General features: G+C 71.2%; 15 protein-coding genes and 1 pseudogene. 5 read left to right on the top strand and 11 right to left on the bottom strand.

Annotation, left to right across the window (positions count from 1 at the left end):
- Positions 1 to 11: 11 nt before the first annotated feature.
- Entirely contained in the window at positions 12 to 1,442 is a 1,431-nt protein-coding gene (gene purB / locus ACSC1Q_RS30885) for an adenylosuccinate lyase (RefSeq protein ID WP_436762210.1), read from the bottom strand.
- A 239-nt stretch (positions 1,443 to 1,681) separates the two neighbouring features.
- On the bottom strand, positions 1,682 to 4,972 hold the full coding sequence (locus ACSC1Q_RS30880; protein ID WP_436762209.1) for an efflux RND transporter permease subunit: 3,291 nt from the start codon (positions 4,970 to 4,972) through the stop codon (positions 1,682 to 1,684).
- A 118-nt stretch (positions 4,973 to 5,090) separates the two neighbouring features.
- Here ACSC1Q_RS30880 and ACSC1Q_RS30875 point away from each other — a divergent pair, with 118 nt between their 5' ends.
- From ACSC1Q_RS30875 to ACSC1Q_RS30865, 3 genes are read left to right on the top strand one after another with little or no spacing between them, the layout of a single operon-like run.
- Positions 5,091 to 5,570: a MarR family winged helix-turn-helix transcriptional regulator gene (locus ACSC1Q_RS30875; protein ID WP_436762208.1), complete on the top strand. Its 480-nt coding sequence runs from the start codon at positions 5,091 to 5,093 to the stop codon at positions 5,568 to 5,570.
- A gap of 14 nt (positions 5,571 to 5,584) precedes the next feature.
- Positions 5,585 to 6,358, top strand: coding sequence for an SDR family NAD(P)-dependent oxidoreductase (locus ACSC1Q_RS30870; RefSeq protein ID WP_436762207.1), 774 nt, complete (start codon positions 5,585 to 5,587; stop codon positions 6,356 to 6,358).
- A 60-nt stretch (positions 6,359 to 6,418) separates the two neighbouring features.
- Entirely contained in the window at positions 6,419 to 6,889 is a 471-nt protein-coding gene (locus ACSC1Q_RS30865) for an MFS transporter (RefSeq protein WP_436762206.1), read from the top strand.
- A 234-nt stretch (positions 6,890 to 7,123) separates the two neighbouring features.
- Here the strand turns inward: ACSC1Q_RS30865 and ACSC1Q_RS30860 are convergent, their stop codons facing one another.
- Positions 7,124 to 7,627, bottom strand: coding sequence for a MarR family winged helix-turn-helix transcriptional regulator (locus ACSC1Q_RS30860; protein ID WP_436762205.1), 504 nt, complete (start codon positions 7,625 to 7,627; stop codon positions 7,124 to 7,126).
- A gap of 38 nt (positions 7,628 to 7,665) precedes the next feature.
- On the opposite strand from ACSC1Q_RS30860, the gene ACSC1Q_RS30855 reads away from it, so the two are divergent.
- Entirely contained in the window at positions 7,666 to 8,658 is a 993-nt protein-coding gene (locus ACSC1Q_RS30855) for an EamA family transporter (RefSeq protein WP_436762204.1), read from the top strand.
- On the opposite strand, the gene ACSC1Q_RS30850 is transcribed toward ACSC1Q_RS30855, so the two are convergent.
- From ACSC1Q_RS30850 to ACSC1Q_RS30835, 4 genes and pseudogenes are all read right to left on the bottom strand, one after another.
- Positions 8,591 to 10,720 (bottom strand): APC family permease, encoded by a 2,130-nt coding sequence (locus ACSC1Q_RS30850; protein WP_436762203.1) that lies wholly within the window; start codon positions 10,718 to 10,720, stop codon positions 8,591 to 8,593. The genes ACSC1Q_RS30855 and ACSC1Q_RS30850 overlap by 68 nt on opposite strands.
- Positions 10,721 to 11,011: 291 nt before the next feature.
- On the bottom strand, positions 11,012 to 11,734 hold the full coding sequence (locus ACSC1Q_RS30845) for a TetR/AcrR family transcriptional regulator (RefSeq protein WP_436762202.1): 723 nt from the start codon (positions 11,732 to 11,734) through the stop codon (positions 11,012 to 11,014).
- Positions 11,735 to 11,822: 88 nt separating this feature from the next.
- Positions 11,823 to 11,993, bottom strand: a pseudogene (locus ACSC1Q_RS30840) (RNA polymerase sigma factor); the annotation flags it as partial.
- A 99-nt stretch (positions 11,994 to 12,092) separates the two neighbouring features.
- On the bottom strand, positions 12,093 to 12,593 hold the full coding sequence (locus ACSC1Q_RS30835; protein ID WP_436762201.1) for a methylated-DNA--[protein]-cysteine S-methyltransferase: 501 nt from the start codon (positions 12,591 to 12,593) through the stop codon (positions 12,093 to 12,095).
- A gap of 377 nt (positions 12,594 to 12,970) precedes the next feature.
- Here ACSC1Q_RS30835 and ACSC1Q_RS30830 point away from each other — a divergent pair, with 377 nt between their 5' ends.
- Entirely contained in the window at positions 12,971 to 13,375 is a 405-nt protein-coding gene (locus tag ACSC1Q_RS30830) for an ATP-binding protein (RefSeq protein ID WP_436762200.1), read from the top strand.
- A gap of 83 nt (positions 13,376 to 13,458) precedes the next feature.
- On the opposite strand, the gene ACSC1Q_RS30825 is transcribed toward ACSC1Q_RS30830, so the two are convergent.
- From ACSC1Q_RS30825 to ACSC1Q_RS30810, 4 genes are all read right to left on the bottom strand, one after another.
- Positions 13,459 to 14,328: a hypothetical protein gene (locus ACSC1Q_RS30825; RefSeq protein WP_436762199.1), complete on the bottom strand. Its 870-nt coding sequence runs from the start codon at positions 14,326 to 14,328 to the stop codon at positions 13,459 to 13,461.
- Between the two features lie 16 nt (positions 14,329 to 14,344).
- Positions 14,345 to 14,848, bottom strand: a complete 504-nt coding sequence (locus tag ACSC1Q_RS30820; RefSeq protein WP_436762198.1) for a hypothetical protein — start codon at positions 14,846 to 14,848, stop codon at positions 14,345 to 14,347.
- A 494-nt stretch (positions 14,849 to 15,342) separates the two neighbouring features.
- Entirely contained in the window at positions 15,343 to 16,395 is a 1,053-nt protein-coding gene (locus tag ACSC1Q_RS30815) for an LLM class flavin-dependent oxidoreductase (protein WP_495573949.1), read from the bottom strand.
- 6 nt (positions 16,396 to 16,401) lie between these two features.
- On the bottom strand, positions 16,402 to 17,077 hold a 676-nt coding region (locus ACSC1Q_RS30810; protein ID WP_436762197.1), incomplete at its 5' end, for a hypothetical protein.

Genomic DNA, 17,077 nt, shown 5'->3' with positions numbered 1-17,077 from the left:
GTTCGTGCTGTTCAGAGGATCGCCCCGGGACGGTAGGCGGCGGCCTGCGGGTAGCGGGTCACGACCTGCGCCACGCGCGCCACGACCGCCTCCACCTGGGCCGAGGCCGCGCCGGTGAAGGAGAGCGGCTCGCCCAGCAGGGCCCGCAGCGCCGCCTCGTCCAGCGGGAAGCGCTCGTCGGCCCCCAGGCGGGCGATCAGCTCGTTGCCGCCCGCGCCCTCACGCATCGCCAGCGCCGACGCCACCGCGTGCTCCTTGATCAGCTCGTGGGCGCTCTCGCGGCCCACCCCGGCCCGTACCGCGGCCATCAGCATCTTCGTCGTGGCCAGGAACGGCAGATAGCGGTCCAGCTCGGCGGCGATCACCGCGGGGAAGGCGCCGAACTCCTCCAGCACCGTCAGCATGGTCTCCGCCAGCCCGTCGAACGCGAAGAACGCGTCCGGCAGCGCCACCCGGCGCACCACCGAACACGACACGTCGCCCTCGTTCCACTGGTCACCGGCCAGCTCCCCGGTCATCGAGGCGTACCCCCGCAGGATGACCGCGAGCCCGTTGACCCGCTCGCACGAGCGGGTGTTCATCTTGTGCGGCATCGCCGAGGAGCCGACCTGTCCGTCGGCGAAGCCCTCGGTCACCAGCTCGTGCCCGGCCATCAGCCGGATCGTCCTGGCCAGCGAGGAGGGAGCCGCGGCCAGCTGCACCAGCGCGGTGACCGCCTCGTAGTCCAGCGACCGCGGATACACCTGCCCCACGCTCGTCAGCCGGTGGGCGAACCCCAGGTGCGCGGCCACCTCGTCCTCCAGCGCCGCCAGCTTGGCCGCGTCACCGCCCAGCAGGTCCAGCATGTCCTGGGCGGTGCCGACCGGCCCCTTGACGCCGCGCAGCGGGTAACGGGCGATGAGCTCCTCCAGCCGGGCGAACGCCACCAGCAGCTCGTCGGCCGCCGAGGCGAACCGCTTGCCCAGCGTCGTCGACTGCGCGGCCACGTTGTGCGAGCGCCCGGCCATCACCAGGTGCGAGTGCTGCGCCGCAAGGCGCGCCAGCGCGGCCAGCAGCGCCACGCACCGGTCGCGGACCACCACCAGGCTGTCGCGGATCTGCAGCTGCTCGACGTTCTCGGTCAGGTCCCGCGAGGTCATGCCCTTGTGCACCTGCTCGTGGCCGGCCAGCGCGTTGAACTCCTCGATGCGGGCCTTGACGTCGTGGCGGGTGACGCGCTCGCGGGCCGCGATCGACTCCAGGTCGACGTGGTCGACCACCTTCTCGTAATCGGCCGTCGCCCCGGGGGGGACCTCCACCCCCAGCCGCGCCTGCGCGGCCAGCACGGCGAGCCACAGGCGCCGCTCGGCCACCACCTTGTACTCGGAGGACCACAGATGGGCCAGCTGCGCGGAGGCGTAGCGGGCGGCAAGGACATTGGGGATACGCGGCTTGGCAGTCACGTTGCGTCAGTATATTCCGCCGCCCCCGCCCGCCCCGACCAGGGGCGGCCGGGGCCCTGCCGGGGGCCCTGAGTGTGCCGGGGACGCGAGAAGCCCGGGGGGGGCCGCCGGTGAGCGGGGGAACCGGGAACCCGGGCGCGCCCGGGACACGAGCAGCCCCCGGGGGAAGACCGCTGGGGAAGGCGAGAGCCGGTCGCCCGCGCGGGCGACCGGCTCTCCTTTTCCTGTTCCTGAACGCCCTACCGGGCCGTCGTCGGCGCCAGCTCGTCCTTGTCGTAGACCTTCAGCTTCGGCCGCTCCCCGCCGTCCTTGGGAGTGCGCCGCAGCCGCTCCTTGAGCCGCTCCACCATCACGTACAGGGTCGGCACCAGCACCAGCGTCAGCAGCGTCGACGACAGCAGGCCGCCGATCACCACGATCGCCAGCGGCTGGGAGATGAACCCGCCCGAGCCGGTCAGGCCCAGCGCCATCGGGATCAACGCGAAGATCGTCGCCACCGCGGTCATCAGGATGGGCCGCAGCCTGCGCCGGCCGCCCTCGATCACCGCCTCCACCACGCCCATGCCCTGCTCGCGGTACTGGTTGATCAGGTCGATCAGCACGATCGCGTTGGTCACCACGATGCCGATCAGCATCAGCATGCCGATCAGGGCCGGGACCCCCATCGGGGTGCCCGTCGCCAGCAGCAGGCCGATCGCGCCGGTCGCCGCGAACGGCACCGACACCAGCAGGATCAGCGGCTGCACGAAACTCCGGAACGCCGCCACCATGATCATGAAGACGATCGCGATCGCCGCCAGCATCGCCAGCCCCAGCTGCCCGAACGCCTCGGCCTGGTCCGCGCTCACCCCGCCCATGGTGAAGCTCGCCCCCGCGGGCAGCGCCAGGGCCTCCAGCTTCGACGTCAGCCGCGTCGTCGCCGCGCCCAGGTCGCTGCCGGTCGCCGTACCCGACACCGTCGCGCTGCGCTCACCGTCGATCCGCGTCACCTGCGTGGGACCGGCCACCGTGGACACCTTCGCCACCTGCGACAGCTTCACCGTGCCCGTCGCCGTCGGCAGCTTCAGCGCCTCCACGGCCTTGACGTCCTCGGGCGCGTCCGCGGTCCGCAGCACCACCGCGCCCGAACGGCCGTCCAGCGTCAGCTCGCCCAGCGGCGCCCCGCGGAACTGCTGCGCCACCAGCTGCCCGATCTGCGTCTCCGTCAGCCCCCTGGCCGCCGCCTTCTCCCGGTCGACGCGCACCTCCACCCGCTCGGCGCCGGCCGCCAGGTTCGAGGTCACGTCCCGCAGCCCGCCCAGATCGGTCATCGCGGTGCGGACCGCCTCGGCCGCCGTCCGCAGCGTCGCCACGTCCGGCGCCTGCACGATCACCTGTAGCTGGTCGGTCGCCCCGCCGCCGGGGCCGCCCTGGCCGCCGCCCACGGTGACCTCACCGATCTCCGCCTCGGGCAGCTCCTTCAGCCGGGCGCGCAGCTCCTCCTCCAGCACCGCGCTGTCGGTCTCCTCGGCGATCGTCACCGAGTACGAGGCCCGGTCGCCGCCACCGCCGCCCGTACCCAGGAAACCGCCGCCGCCGCCCACGTTCACCTGGTAGTCGCGCACGCCCTTCAGCGACGCCAGGACCTCCTCGACCTTCTTGGCCGCCGCGTCCGTCGTCGCCAGGTCGGTGCCGGCCGGCATCCGCTGGCTGATCGACACCGTGTCCTGGCCCGAGGAGTCGATGAAGTTGGTCTCCAGCCGCCCGGCCAGGCCCATCGTCGCGGCGAACACCACCACGCCGATCAACACCGTCACCAGCCGCCGCCGCGTCGCGAACCGCAGCACCGGCAGGTACGCCCGCTGCAGCGGGCTGCGCATCTCCTTGGCCTCGGCCTCCTCACGCACCACCCGCGCCTGCTCCGGCGACAGCACCGGCGCCTTCAGGAACCAGTACGCCAGCACCGGCACCACCGTCAGCGACACCAGCAACGACGCCAGCAACGCCACCGTCACCGTGATCGCGAACGGCGCGAACAGCTGCCCCACCATGCCGCCCACCACGGCGATCGGCAGGAACACCGCCACCGTCGTCAGCGTCGAGGCCGTCACCGCGCCGCTGACCTCGCGCACCCCGGCCAGCACCGCCTTGCGCTTGGCCTCCCCGTAACCCAGGTGGCGTTTGATGTTCTCCAGGACCACGATCGAGTCGTCGACCACCCGGCCCACCGCGATCGTCAGCGCGCCCAGCGTCAGCAGGTTCAGCGAGTAGTCGCCCACCCACAACGCGATCAGCGCGATGACCACCGACAGCGGGATCGACGCCGCCGTCACCAGCGTCGAGCGCACCGACAGCAGGAAGATCAGGATGACCAGCACCGCGAACGCCAGGCCCAGCAGCCCCTCGGTCGTCAGGTCCTCGATCGAGCGCTCCACGTACGGCGCCTGGTCGAAGATGACCGTCATCTCCGAGGAGTCGCCGATCGCCCGCACCAGCTCCGGCAGCTTCTCGCGCACCTCGTGCGAGATCGTCACCGCGTTGCCGTCCGGCGTCATCGTCACCGACAACCCCAGGCTCGGCTGCCCGTTGGTCCGCGTCAGCGACGTGCCCTCGGCCAGCGTCCGCTCCACCGTCGCCACGTCCCCCAGCCGCACCGGCTTGGGAGCCGCCGGAGGACGCTGCGCCTGAGCCTGCGCCTGGGCTCGCTGTGCCTGCTGGATCTGCTGGGCAGTGCCGCCGCTGCCGCCGCTGCCGCCGCCCGGCGCCTGCCGGGCCTGCGAGGGCACCTGCTGCTGCGGCGCCGCCGGCGCGGCGGGCGTCAGGTACAGGTCCTTCAGCTCCTCCAGCGTCGAGACCCGCGACCCCACCTGAACCGTGAGCGACACCTTGTCCTCGGTCACGCTGCCCGCCGGGACCGGCTGCCCGTTGGCCCGCAGCACCTCGGCCACCGCCGTCGGCGACAACCCCAGCAACGCCAGCTTGCGCACGTCCGGAGTGATCGTCACCACCTCGTCGCGGGTGCCCGTCACCGTCGCCGCGCGCACCCCCTCCACGGCCTGCAGCTCCGGCACCACCAGCCGCCCCAGCCGCTCGGCCATGACCCGCTGGTCACCGCCGTCGCCCACCGCCAGCTGCATCACCGGGATGTCGTCGGTCCCGCCCGAGAGCACCTGCGGGTCGACCCCGTCGGGCAACTGCGCCTCGATCCGCGAGATCGCCTGCTGCATCTCCGCGACCGCCGCGTCGATGTCGGTGCCGTACTCGAACGCCACCTGGACCTGCGTCATCCCCTCCCGGGACGTCGAGGTCACCTCCGAGACCCCCTCCAGCCCCTGGAAACTGTTCTCGATCGGCTCGGTCACCTGCTCCTCGACGATCTCAGGAGAGGCACCCGGGTAGGAGGCCGCCACGAACGCCCCCGGGAACGACAGCGAGGGCAGCAGCTGCTGTTTCAGCGAGGGGATCGCGAACAGGCCGAACGCGCTCAACACCAGCGCGATCATTATGACGAGGCTGCGGTTGGCGAGGCTCAACCTGGCCAGGGAGGTCATGGGGGCGGGCTCCTCAAGGAGGGATATCACAACAAGATTCGCCCTACACTAACACTTCGCCTCATACGAATATTTAACGATGCTTACCAATCCTGATAACCTTCTCAGGAAGCGAGAGGTGAGCGTGAACGACGACCGCGAACAACTGATCGACCAGATCGGCGCCATGCAACGCGACCTGGGCCGCCTCCTGGCCCAGCACAGCGCCCCCTCCCCCCTCTTCGACTCCAACCTGACCATGCGCCAGCTCAAAGTCGTCATGATCCTCTCCGGCCAGGACTCCGCCTCAGGACAAGACCTCGCCACCCACCTCGACGTCGGCCTCGGCACCGTCACCGGCATCGTCGACCGCCTCGTCGCCCACGGCCTCGTCGCCCGCCGCGAAGACCCCCACGACCGCCGCATCCGCCGCGCCCAGCTCACCCCCGCAGGACGCGCCCTCGTCGAACAGATCGCCGACGCCGGCCTCGCCGAGTTCCGGCGCCTTCTGCTACACCTCGACACCCCCACCCTGCACGACCTCTCCGCCGTCATGGAGAAGATCCAGCGGGCCGCCCTCACCCTGCGCGACCACAACCCCCACAAAAAGGTCGGATGATAGGTTCTGTCGCTGTGACAGCACCCATCGACACCCTCTTCTCCCTCACCGGCCGCACCGCCCTCGTCACCGGCGGCAGCTCCGGCATCGGACACGCCATCACCCACGCCCTCGGCCACGCCGGCGCGGCCGTCGTCATCGCCGCCCGCCGCACCACCGAACTCACCCGCACCCTCACCGAACTCCACGACCAGGGCATCACCGCCGCCGCCATCACCACCGACCTCGCCGACCCCGACGACATCACCCGCCTCTGCCAACAGGCACCCACCCACTTCGGCGACATCGACATCCTCGTCAACAACGCCGCCAACAACATCCGCGCCCCCATGGCAGACCTCACCACCGACGACTACCAAAAGACCATGGCCGTCAACATCACCGCCCCCTACCTCCTCGGCCAGCACTTCGGCCCCCGCATGGCCCGCCGCGGCTGGGGCCGCATCATCAACATCGGCTCCCAGCAATCCCACAAAGCCTTCGGCGACAGCGGCGCCTACGGCATTTCCAAAGCCGCCATCACCGGCCTCACCCGCTCACAGGCCGAAGCCTGGTCCCCCCACGGCGTCTGCGCCAACACCATCATCCCCGGCTTCGTCCTCACCCCCCTCACCGAACCCGCCCAAGCCATCCCCGGCCGCGTCGAAGCACTCGCCGCCCGCACCATGACCGGCCGCAACGGCCACCCCGCCGACTTCGCCGGCATCGCCCTCCTCCTCGCCGGCGACGCCGGCGCCTACATCACCGGACAGGCCATCTGCGTCGACGGCGGCTTCTCCGTCCACTGACCCCCGCGAAGCCCACCACAACCCCATCACGAACCCCCGCCACGAACCACGGGGAAACCCATGACCACCACCCACCCACCCCCCACCGGCGCCCGCAAAGCCGTCAGCTACTTCTTCACCCTCCTCGGCATCCTCTCCGGCGCCTGGGCCGCCCGCACCCCCGCCGTCAAACACACCCTCGACCTCGGCTACGGCCAGCTCAGCTACGGCCTCCTCGCCATCGGCCTCGGCACCGTCCTGCTCGCCGGACAGATCCCCATCGCCATCGCCGGATTCACCCTCTTCGGCCTCGGCCTGGCCCCCATCCTCCCCCAGGTCTTCTCCGCCGCCGGCAACCACGACCCCGCCCGCGCCGGACAGGCCATCGCCCAGGTCGCCACCGTCGGCTACGCCGGCCTCGTCGCGGGCCCCGCCGTCATCGGCGCCGCCACCGAACTCGTCGGCCTGCCCGCGGCCCTGGGCATCCCCGCCCTGCTCGCCGCCTTCATGGCCGCCTCTGCCGGAGCCCTCCGCCCCCAAAAACCCACATAACAACACACTCACCCTCCTCGGCGGCCCTGCTGGTACGAGGAGCGTGTCGCGGACGGCCAAGAAGGCAGTGCGTGGATCGTCGGTGAGCCCCTATTCCATCTTCAAGCCGCGGGTCAGAGCCGGTGAACCGCTCGCCGCGATCACCGGCCCGGGCTCCTGCTTTTTGGAGCTGAGTCTTTAGTCCGCTGTAAATGATCTTGAACCAAGCCGATCGCCTTTACATTGTAGATTTATTCAGTGAGGTGTCTCGAAGCGGGTCAGCCAGGTGGTGAGGAGTGACTCCAGGAGTGCGGCCTCCTCGGGGGACAGGTCGCCGAGAAGGCGGCGCTCGTTGCGCATGTGCTCGGCGAACGCCCGGTCGATCAGCTCCCTGCCCGCGGCGGTGAGCGCGACCACCCGCCCCCGGCCGTCGCTCTCGCTCGGGCGGCGCGTGACGAGCCCGTCGCGCTCCAGCCGGTCGACGCGCTTGGTCATCGCGCCCGTGGTGACCATGGTGTGGGCGGCGAGCTCCCCGGGAGCGCGCTCAAAGGGCGCTCCCCCGCGCCGCAGGGTGGCCAGGACGTCGAACTCCCCCTCCCCGAGCCCGTAGCGCCGGTAGACGACGCAGAGCTGCTCGGTGAGGTGCCCGGCGAGGCGGTGCAGGCGCCCGATCACCCCCTGCGGGCTCACGTCCAGGTCCGGGCGCTCACGGGCCCACTCGCGCTGGATGCGGGCGACGTGGTCCAGGGGTTCGCTCATGTCACCAGTATAGCTTCCCGGGAAGCTATATTCCTTCCATGGAAGCTACCTTTCGCTGGACACTGGTCACGGCGACGGCACCGATCGCCTGGGGGACGACCTACTTCGTCACCCACCAGTTCCTCCCCGCCGGCCACCCCCTGTACGGAGCGGCCATCAGGGCGCTGCCCGCGGGCCTGTTGCTCCTCCTGCTGAGCGGGAAACTCCCGCACGGGCCGTGGTGGTGGAGATCCCTCGTCCTCGGCACGCTCAACATGAGCGCGTTCTTCGCGCTCGTCTACCTGGCGGCCCAGCTGCTGCCGACGAGCGTCGCCTCGACGATCATGGCGACGTCGCCCGTGGTGATGACGCTCCTGGCCTGGTCGATGCTCGCCGAGCGGCCACGGATCCCGCACCTGGCCGGAGCGGGCATCGGCATCGCGGGGGTGTGCCTCATGCTGTTCACCGGCACCGCCGGCGCCGACGCCCTCGGCGTGCTCGCGTCCGTCGCGGCCATGGTGATGTCGTCGTTCGGCTACGTGCTGGCCAAGCGATGGACCACCGATGCCGGCACGCTGGCGTCGACCTCGTGGCAGCTCATCGCCGGAGGCCTGGTCCTGCTGCCCTTCGCCGTCGCCCTGGAGGGCCCTCCGCCCGCCCTGGACGGGCCCGCTGTCCTCGGGTTCGGCTACGTCACCGTCGTCGCGACGGCCCTCGCCTTCGCCGCCTGGTTCTCGGGACTGCGGCACCTGCCGGCGGCGACGGTGGGCCTCGTCGGGCTGCTGAACCCGGTGACCGGGGTACTGCTCGGCACGACGGTCGCCGGAGAGGCCCTCACCGCGCGGCAGTTCTGCGGGCTGGCACTGGTCCTGCTGGGCATCCTCCTCGGCCAGCCCGCCGCGGCCCGCCTCGCCGCCCTCCTCCGGCCCCGCTCTCGCCCTCGCGGATCAGGCGAGGGCGAGAGCGGGGGCGCCGGTGGTGGTGTCAGCCGACGTGGACCAGGGGACGGCGCGCGGTCTCCTGCTCGGCCTGGCGCAACACCTCCCGGGTGAGCGGCGGGATGTCACCGCCGCCGAAGACCAGATAACGCAGCAGCGCCCCCACCGGGTTGCCCTCGGCGGCCCAGTGGAAGTAGACGTGCGGCGTCTTGCCGGTCTGGTCACGCAGGTACAGCAGCAGCGCCGCGATGGCGTTGGCGATGGTGGGGCTCTCCATCCGCAGGATGCGGAACCCGTGACGCTCCTCGCCGACGACGTGCAGCTCACCGGCGAACTCCGAGGCGTCGGAGACGCTCACCTCCAGGAACAGCAGGCCCTCTCCGGTACGCAGCCGGTGCAGCTCCCAGGCCTCGCGGGCCTTGTCGACGTACTCCTTGCAGTCACGCTCGTGCGGCTCGTTGGCGATCAGCCGGATCTCCCCCGACTCGCTGACGTAGCGGCGGGCCAGGTCGTCCAGGGTGACCTTGGTGACGCGCAGCTCGGTGGAGCGGGTGGCCCGGGAGATCAGCGAGGTGATCACGATGGCCAGCACGAACAGCAGGGCGATCACCAGGCCGTCGGGGCGTTCGATGACGTTGGCGACGGTGGCGTAGGCGAAGATCAGCGTGATGACCCCGAACGAGACCGCCGCGCGGGTGCGGCCGTCGTTCCAGGCGGCCAGGGTGACCGCGACCGCGGCCGACAGGATCAGCGCGAGCACGCCGGTGGCGTAGGCGCCGCCCTGGGACTCCACGTCGGCGCCGAAGAACAGGGTGATGAGGAAGGAGATGGCGGTGAAGACCAGCACCATCGGCCGGGCGGCGCGCGACCAGTCGGGGGCCATGCCGTACCGGGGAAGGTAGCGCGGCACGATGTTGAGCAGCCCGGCCAGCGCCGAGGCCCCGGCGAACCACAGGATCGCGATGGTGGACAGGTCGTAGACGGTGCCGAACCCATCCCCCAGATACTCGTGCGCCAGGTAGGCCAGGGCGCGCCCGTTGGCCGCGCCGCCCTCGGCGAACTCCTCCGCCGGGATGAGCACGGTGGTGGCGAAGCTGGAGGTGATCAGGAAGACGCTCATGATGACCGCCGCGGTGGTCAGCAGTTTCCTCGCCCCGCCGATCCGCTGAGCGAGGTCCCCCTTGACCAGCGGCATCACCGCCACGCCCGTCTCGAAGCCCGACAGGCCGAGCGCGAGCTTGGGCATCACGTACAGCGAGACGGCGACCATCGCGAGCGGGCTGGAGTGCTCGGCCGTCAACGCCTCACCCCAGTTGGCGATCAGCGCGGGGTCGGCGAACACCCCGTGCAGGGCCGTCCCCAGGACGACCACGTTCAGCACCAGGTAGACGGCGACCAGGACGACGGCGATCGAGATGGCCTCGCTGAACCCGACCAGGAACACCCCGCCGAGCGCGGCGATCAGCGCCAGGGTGACCGGGACCTGCCAGCCCGACAGGAACTCCGGCACGAACGGGTTGTGCAGGATGTGGGCGGTGGCGTCGGCCGCCGACAGGGTGATGGTCACGATGAACGCGGTGGCCACGAACCCGAGCAGGAACAGCACCAGCAGCTTGCCGCGCCAGCCGGGCAGCAGGCGCTCCAGCATCGATAGCGACCCCAGCCCGTGGGGACTCTGCCCGGCCACCGCCCGGTAGGTCGGCAGCGCGCCGAACAGGGTCAGCGCCACCAGCAGCAACGTCGCGAGCGGGCTGAGGGCACCGGCGGCCAGCGCGGCGATGCCCGGCTGGTAGCCCAGGGTGGAGAAGTAGTCCACCCCCGTCAGGCACATCACCTGCCACCAGGAGTGCTGACGCTCGGGCGGCTCCTCGTGGTGCGGGCCGCTCGTCCTGGGGTCGGAGCGTTGCAGCCCCTTCAGCAACCACCCCCGCAGCCCCGAGTGCGCCCGTGCCGATGCCGACGTACCTGCCACTGTCTCCCTCTCCCCGCGCTCCACGTCGTTGCCCGGTCCCTGGTGGGTGTGTACGGCGCGCTGTCGCGCCACCGGCCGCCAGGTGCCTATGTCCGCCTCGCCGCCGCTCACGTCCGGCGAGAGCGAGGGGACCCCGGCAGGTGTCGCCGACGTGGCCGGTGGCCACCGGCCGGCGAAGGTACGGCGGGGCGTCCTGAACGGCATGGGCGGCACGGGCGGCACGGCGTGGCCGCGAGGGGGCGCCGGAAAGGGGCCGGGAGGGGAGGAACCGGGAGGGATCGCCGGAGGGGAAGACGAGACACGCCATATTCCCTACCGGTCCGGCCGCCGGGCGCCTAGAAAATCATACGGATCCATACGCGTTCTTGACGCCGGTTCGCCTTCGCCCGACTTTGCGGGAGTTCGTCCCGCTTCGCTCGGGTGCCGACCGGCTCGTCGCCTTGAACTCGTCATGCGCGCCACGGCGGAGGAGTTCGCCGCCCCGTCCATCGCCGACTACGCCACGCCGGCGGCCGAGAGCCGGCCCTCCAGGCCGTCGAGGAGGGCCTGGAGACCGAACTCGAAGGTCTGGTCGGGGGCGGCGGCGTGGGCGGTGTGGACGGCGTGGTCCATGCCTGAAGGCGCCTCCAGGCGGGCGCGCAACCGGGGGAAGCCCATCGCGACCTCGCTCGCCCTGGCCATCGTGTCGCGCGTCAGCGCCTCGGCGTCCGCGCCGTCCCGGCCCAGCCGCCTGGTCAGGGAGACCTCGGCCGACGCGCCGAGGACGTTGCCCAGGACGAACGTGAAGACGGTCGCCGCGGCGAGGTCGGCCCGCGCGCCCTCGAAACCGGCCGCCTCGTAGACGGCCAGGCTGCGGTCGTCGTGGCGCGCCTTCCCGGGGCCGTAAAAAAGGTGGGAACCGAAGGCCTGGACGAGCCACGGGTGGCGGCCGAACATCGCGTGCAGGCCGGTGGCCATCACGGTGGCCGCCGTACGCCAGCCGACCGCGTCGGGGTCGGGCAGCTCGACCTCGTCCCAGACGTGGTCGCCGGCGAGCAGGATGAGGTTGTCCTTGCTCTTGACGTGCCAGTAGACCGCCGTCGCGGCGGTGCCGAGCCGGCCGCCCAGGCTGCGCATGTTCAGGCCGTCCAGACCCTCCTCGTCGAGCAGCTCGATCGCGGTGCGGACGATCTGTTCCCTGGTCAGCGTGTCGCGCGGCAGGCGGACACGATAGGCCATCCGACCCGACTTGCACAAAGTTCAAAACGGGACCCGGGGCGCCCTGACCAAGGAAGATCGGACCGTGGACGTTCTCATGGGCGACTGTCACCAGCCAAGCCTCGACGTTCGCGTCGGGCGGCAGGCCGGGGTAGGCCCTCAGTGCCGCCAGGAAGGTCTCCGACCAGGCGTCCTCGGCGTCCTGGGGGCCGAGGACGGCCCGGCACACGCGCAGCACCACGGGGCCGTACTCGGTGATGATCTGCTCGAAGGGTCGCATGGTCCCACCTTGCCCGTTGACCGGCCGCGCCCCGGCCCCCGCGACAGCCCCGCACGGAACAACGGCCCTCGGAAACAACCTCACCCGGCACGGTCCCGCTCAGAACAGCCTCGCCTCCTTCAGCGCGGCCGGCTCCTCCAGGTCCAGCAGGAACCGTTTGCGCTCCAGGCCACCGGCGTAACCGGTCAGGCCGCCGTTCGCGCCCACCACCCGGTGACAGGGCACGATCACGCTCACCGGGTTGCGGGCGTTCGCGGCGCCGACCGCCTGGGCCAGCGACGCCTTCCCCAGTCGCCGCGCCAGATCCCCGTACGAGCGGGTCTCACCGAAGGGGATCTCCATCAGCAGCCGCCACACCCGCTGCTGGAACTCGTCCCCCCGAGGGGCCAGCGGGAGCTCGAAGCGGGTCCGCTCACCGGCGAAGTACTCACCCAGCTGGCGGCGGACCTCCTCGAAGCCCGAATCGCGGCAGGTGCCCCGCTCCTCGGGACCGGGACCGCGCAGGTGCCCCTCGAAGTACAGCCCGCTCAGCACGCCGTCCTCGGCGACCGCGAGCAGGTCACCCAGCGGCGACACGATGACGGTATGGGTCCTGACCATGATCGTTTCATCCCTTCCAGCGCTGCGGGACCACCCGTGCGACCCCACCCTTCACCCTTGAAGACGTCCGGGAGCCGCGAAACGTGAGAAACGCGCGGATCGGTGAGGACCCGCGTCCGGCACGCCGGCCGGGCACCCCGCCGCCCGTGGTGGGCCCCCTCCCCCTCAAGCCCGCACCCGGCGGCACCGGGACGGCCGGACGCGATCCGGACGACTTCACCTGGGGCGGGAGCGCTCCCACTCCGGATCGATGATTGAGCAGGTCAGAGCGGGTAGTGCTCCTTACACAACTTTCACAGCGACCGTTCTGATCATGGTAGACACGTCGGTAGCCCCCCGCTGAACGCCACAGACGGTACTCACGTAAGGGGACGGACATGCATACCGATCAGCGTGGCCACTGGCCGATCAGTACCGACCTGATCGGTTTGCGCCGGCATCTGTACCGCTACATGAGCCAGATGGGCCTGGTCGGTACGCGACGCGACGACCTGCTGCTGGCGGCCAACGAGGCCGTCATCAACGTACTGGAACACGGCGACGCGGCCGGCAGCGTAAGTGTCTGGCGCGACGAGGCGGACCTCGTCGTCGACGTCGTCGACGACGCCGGACGCCTCGCCCCCGACCAGGCCGACCGCCGCAGGCCGGGGCCGGGCGCGGTCCGCGGGTTCGGGCTGTGGCTGATGGGCAGGCTCTGCGACGAGTTCACCATCTGCCAGAGCGGCGGCCGCTCCCGCGTCCGGTTGCGGATGCACCTGCCCGCCACCTCCGGCGCCGGATGACCGTACGCACCACCGTCGGCCGGGAACGGGACGAGGTCGGGCGCCGGTCGGACGCCGGAGGTGGCGTGACGCCGCCGCGGGGCTCAGCCGGCGCGCGAGCCGGGCTCCGCGAGGCGGACGGCCGTGAGCAGCAGCGGGGTGTCGACCCCGTGCCGGGAACCCGCGTCGGCGAGGAAGGCCGCCAGCCATCCCAGAGCGTCCAGCGACCACTCGGCGAGGGCGCCGTGGAAGGTGGCCCGGTGACGGGCGGGCCCGAGCCACACCTCGTCGATGACGGCGGGCTCCAGGACCACCCCGCCGTCGTCCGTCGCGGAGGCCGGGTCGTCGTCATCCGTCACGGAGACCGCGTCGCACGAGAAGACGTCCTGATCGAACCGCCGCATCCACCGGAGCATCTCGGGCGCCGCCGAGCGGACGGCCGGATCCTGGCCGCCGTCCAGCGTCACCCGTACCCGTGCTCTCAGGCGCGGGTCACCGTCGGCGAACCAGCCCGCCTCCTGGAGCAGGGGCGGCACGGCGCCCCAGTGCGACGACGCGCCCGCCGACGCCTCCAGCTCTCGCGCGGGCAGCAGGAGCTGAACCGCCCGCAGACGAGCGGTGCCCATACGCGCCACGACGTCGTCCACGCACGACAGGAACACCCGCGCCGGCAACGGCCCGCCGGCGGGGACCGGCCCGGTCGGCGACACCTGGAACCACGCGACACGGGCCGGCCGCGATTCGGAGGCCGGGGCCGGAGCCGGGTCCTGCCCGGCGTCGTTCATCCCCCAGAGGCCGCCTGAGCCACCTGGGGCGTTCTCCTCGGCCTCGGTGAGCCATCCCATCGCGGACGACCTCGCGACGAACAGGCTGTAGGCGTCGGAGGAGGCGACGAGAGGATCCCGCCACGGATGCGGCTCCAGCTCGCCGTACAGAGCCGCGAACATGGTGCCGCCGGGTCGTCTGACGCTCACGTCGCCCCCCTTCGCGTTACCGCCTGCAGTAGATGTTCTGGCCCGGTGTGTAGAGCTTGCCCGGGTCGTCGGCCAGGCCGACCAGGTCCACGTCGACGACGCTACGCCACCCCGTCAGGCTGCCGCTGGTGCAGGCCCCGCGCCCGGTCGCGCGGTTTCCGGCCCCGCCGCCGGACCTCACCGTCGCGGTGCCCACCGTGCCGGCGTTTCTCCAGCTGCCGTCGGCGTAATACTGCTGCAGCTGGACCGTGACGACCGCCAGCGTGGCGTTGCAGTTGCCGTTGACCCACCAGCCGTGCCCGGAGGCCTCGAAGGCGGACCCGGAGATGTGGACGTAGTCGCCCCTGGTCTGGAAGACGCACACCGCGGCGGGTGCCCGGCCGTTCTCCGGGGAACCGGAGTTTCTCGAGTTCGCCTCACCGCCCGCGGGGGCGGGCGAGGGAAGCGGAGCGGGCGCGGGCGGAGGGGCGGACCTCTCCGGAACCGCGATCGCCGAGGTCTGGGACATCGCGAGAAGCATCGCGCCCACGATGCCTGCCGTTGTTGAGATCCTACGAAAAGGGTTACGCATGACCGCACCTCCGAGCTGAGTCGAGCGGGATCAGGGGTTGCCGCGCACCCCCTGACGGGCGCGCCCCTGACGGCGGTTGGGAACGTGCGCGGCGCTGACCTGGATCGGCGCGCCAAGCGTAAGTAAAAGTGTCATTTCCATTCCGTCGTGTCAAGAAAATTAAAATCGTTAAGCAGTGTTTTGTTGCCATATGAGTTGCGATTTCACATGCATCCCGATAATCGACAGATAAATCCTTTTGACAGATATTTCATTACGGTTATTCAAAAGCCGTAAAACGAGAGCCGAAATCCTGTGCGGCGAATTCCCGCGACCCCGTAGGGGTTCCCCTGGTTTTGGGGGTTGTGATTTTCGGACAACCGCCGATCACCTTTACAATGTAGATCAAAACAGTGTCGGGCGGTGTCGTCCGAGACGTCTGACGCGTTCTCGGCCGCCGGGTGTCAGCCGTCGAGGCCGGGCAGCACCTCGGCGCCCAGCCGGCGGATGTTCTCCAGGGTGCGGGCGTGCTCGCCCGCACCCTCGACCATGAGGATCAGGTGTTCGAGCCCGGTCACCTCGCGGGTGCGCCGGATCGTCTCCACGCAGCGGCCGGCGTCACCCACCGGGTGGACGCCGGTCAGGAAGTCGACGTACTCCCCCACATCCCGTACGGGCCGCCGCCGGCCGTCCACCGGCACGTATCCCGCCAGGCCGGGCTCCAGCCAGCGGGGCATGGCGGTTCTCAGCTCCCGTACGGCCGCCCTCGTCGAGTCGGCCACGTGCCCGACGACGGCGGCCACGTGCCGGACCGCGGGCCGGGCCATGTCCGCGCCCGCTTCCATGCCCGCTTCCGTCGCGGGTGAAATAAAGGAAGCGGATGGAGGCGTCGTGTCGTAGTCGGCGAGCATCGCGGCCTTGCCCGCGTCGTCCAGGTGCATGCCGAGCAGCATCGGCAGCCCCCGCTCGGCCGCCAGCCGCGTCGTCTCCGGCGAGGTGCACGCCACGACGGGCCGCATCGACGCCGCCGGGACCATCGCGACCTCGCGGAAACGGAAGAACTCCCCCTCGGCCGACACCGTGCGCCGCCCCAGGGCCCGGCACAGCAGGTCGAGCGACTCGGCGAAGCCGCGCTCGAACCTCGCCAGGCCGGTGCCGAACACCTCCAGGTCGACCCAGGGCCCGCCCCTGCCGACTCCCAGCGTGAAACGCCCGCCGGACAGGTGGTGCAACATCGCCGCCTGCTCCGCCAGCGCCACCGGGTGACGCGTGGACAGCACGCTCACGGCCTTCCCCACCCCGATCGTCCGCGTACGCCCGAGCGCCACGGCGGCCAACGTCGCCGCCGACGGGCAGACCCCGTACGACATGAAGTGGTGCTCGGCGATCCACGCGTCGTCGAATCCCGCCTCCTCCGCGACCTCGATCGCCTCCACGCAGTCACGCAGCACCCGCCCCTGCGGCCTGCCGGGGAAACCCGCCGCGACCAGGAAGATTCCGATCCGCACCCCGCTCACGACCCCTTACGTACGGGCCGGTGCCCGCACCGGGCCCCCGGCTCCGGTCCCGGCGGTGCCGGGTGTGGAGCGATCCCAGCCGTCGGGGCGCCCGGCCGGGGTGAGGCCGCACAGCCCGGCGACGGTGTCGAGGGGAACGTCCCCGGCGACGGCGCGTACCAGCAGGGTCTCCATCCCGCGCAGCAACGCGTACACCGTGCTCCGGGGCAGGTACGCGGTGTCGGCCAGCAGGTGCAGCTCACAGGCGTCCCTGGCCTGACCGGTGGCGAACTGCGCCGTGGCGTCCACCCTCGTCCAGGAACCGCTGAGGGAGAAGGTGGTCCGCGCGGTGAGGGCGGCGATCGCGGCCGGATCCCCCGGCGGCTCCACCGCGGGAAGATCGGGCCAGTCGCCGGTGCTCCGCGCGTCGTTGAAGTAGGCCGACAGGTCGATGGGGCCGCCCCGCTCGCGGCCGATCTCGGCCTGGAGCTCCATCATCTCGAACGGTTCGTAGAGCGCGTGGCGGTAGCCGGTCAGCGCCTGGCGATGTCCCAGACGGGTGGCCTCCGCCAGGGTGCCGCCGGACGGTAACTCCAGGGCGAAGATGCCGTCCTGTGCGGCCGGGCCCACCAACGCGCCGATCCGCGCGTCGTGCCGATTGGCCGCGATCAACTGCATCACCACCCGGCGATGCCCCGTCACA

The organism is Streptosporangium heterodermiicola, assembly GCF_051390675.1.
In the GTDB taxonomy this organism is placed as follows: Bacteria; Actinomycetota; Actinomycetes; order Streptosporangiales; family Streptosporangiaceae; genus Streptosporangium.
Note: the sequence above shows the minus strand (reverse complement) of the source record. Positions and strands in the feature narration are given on the sequence as shown.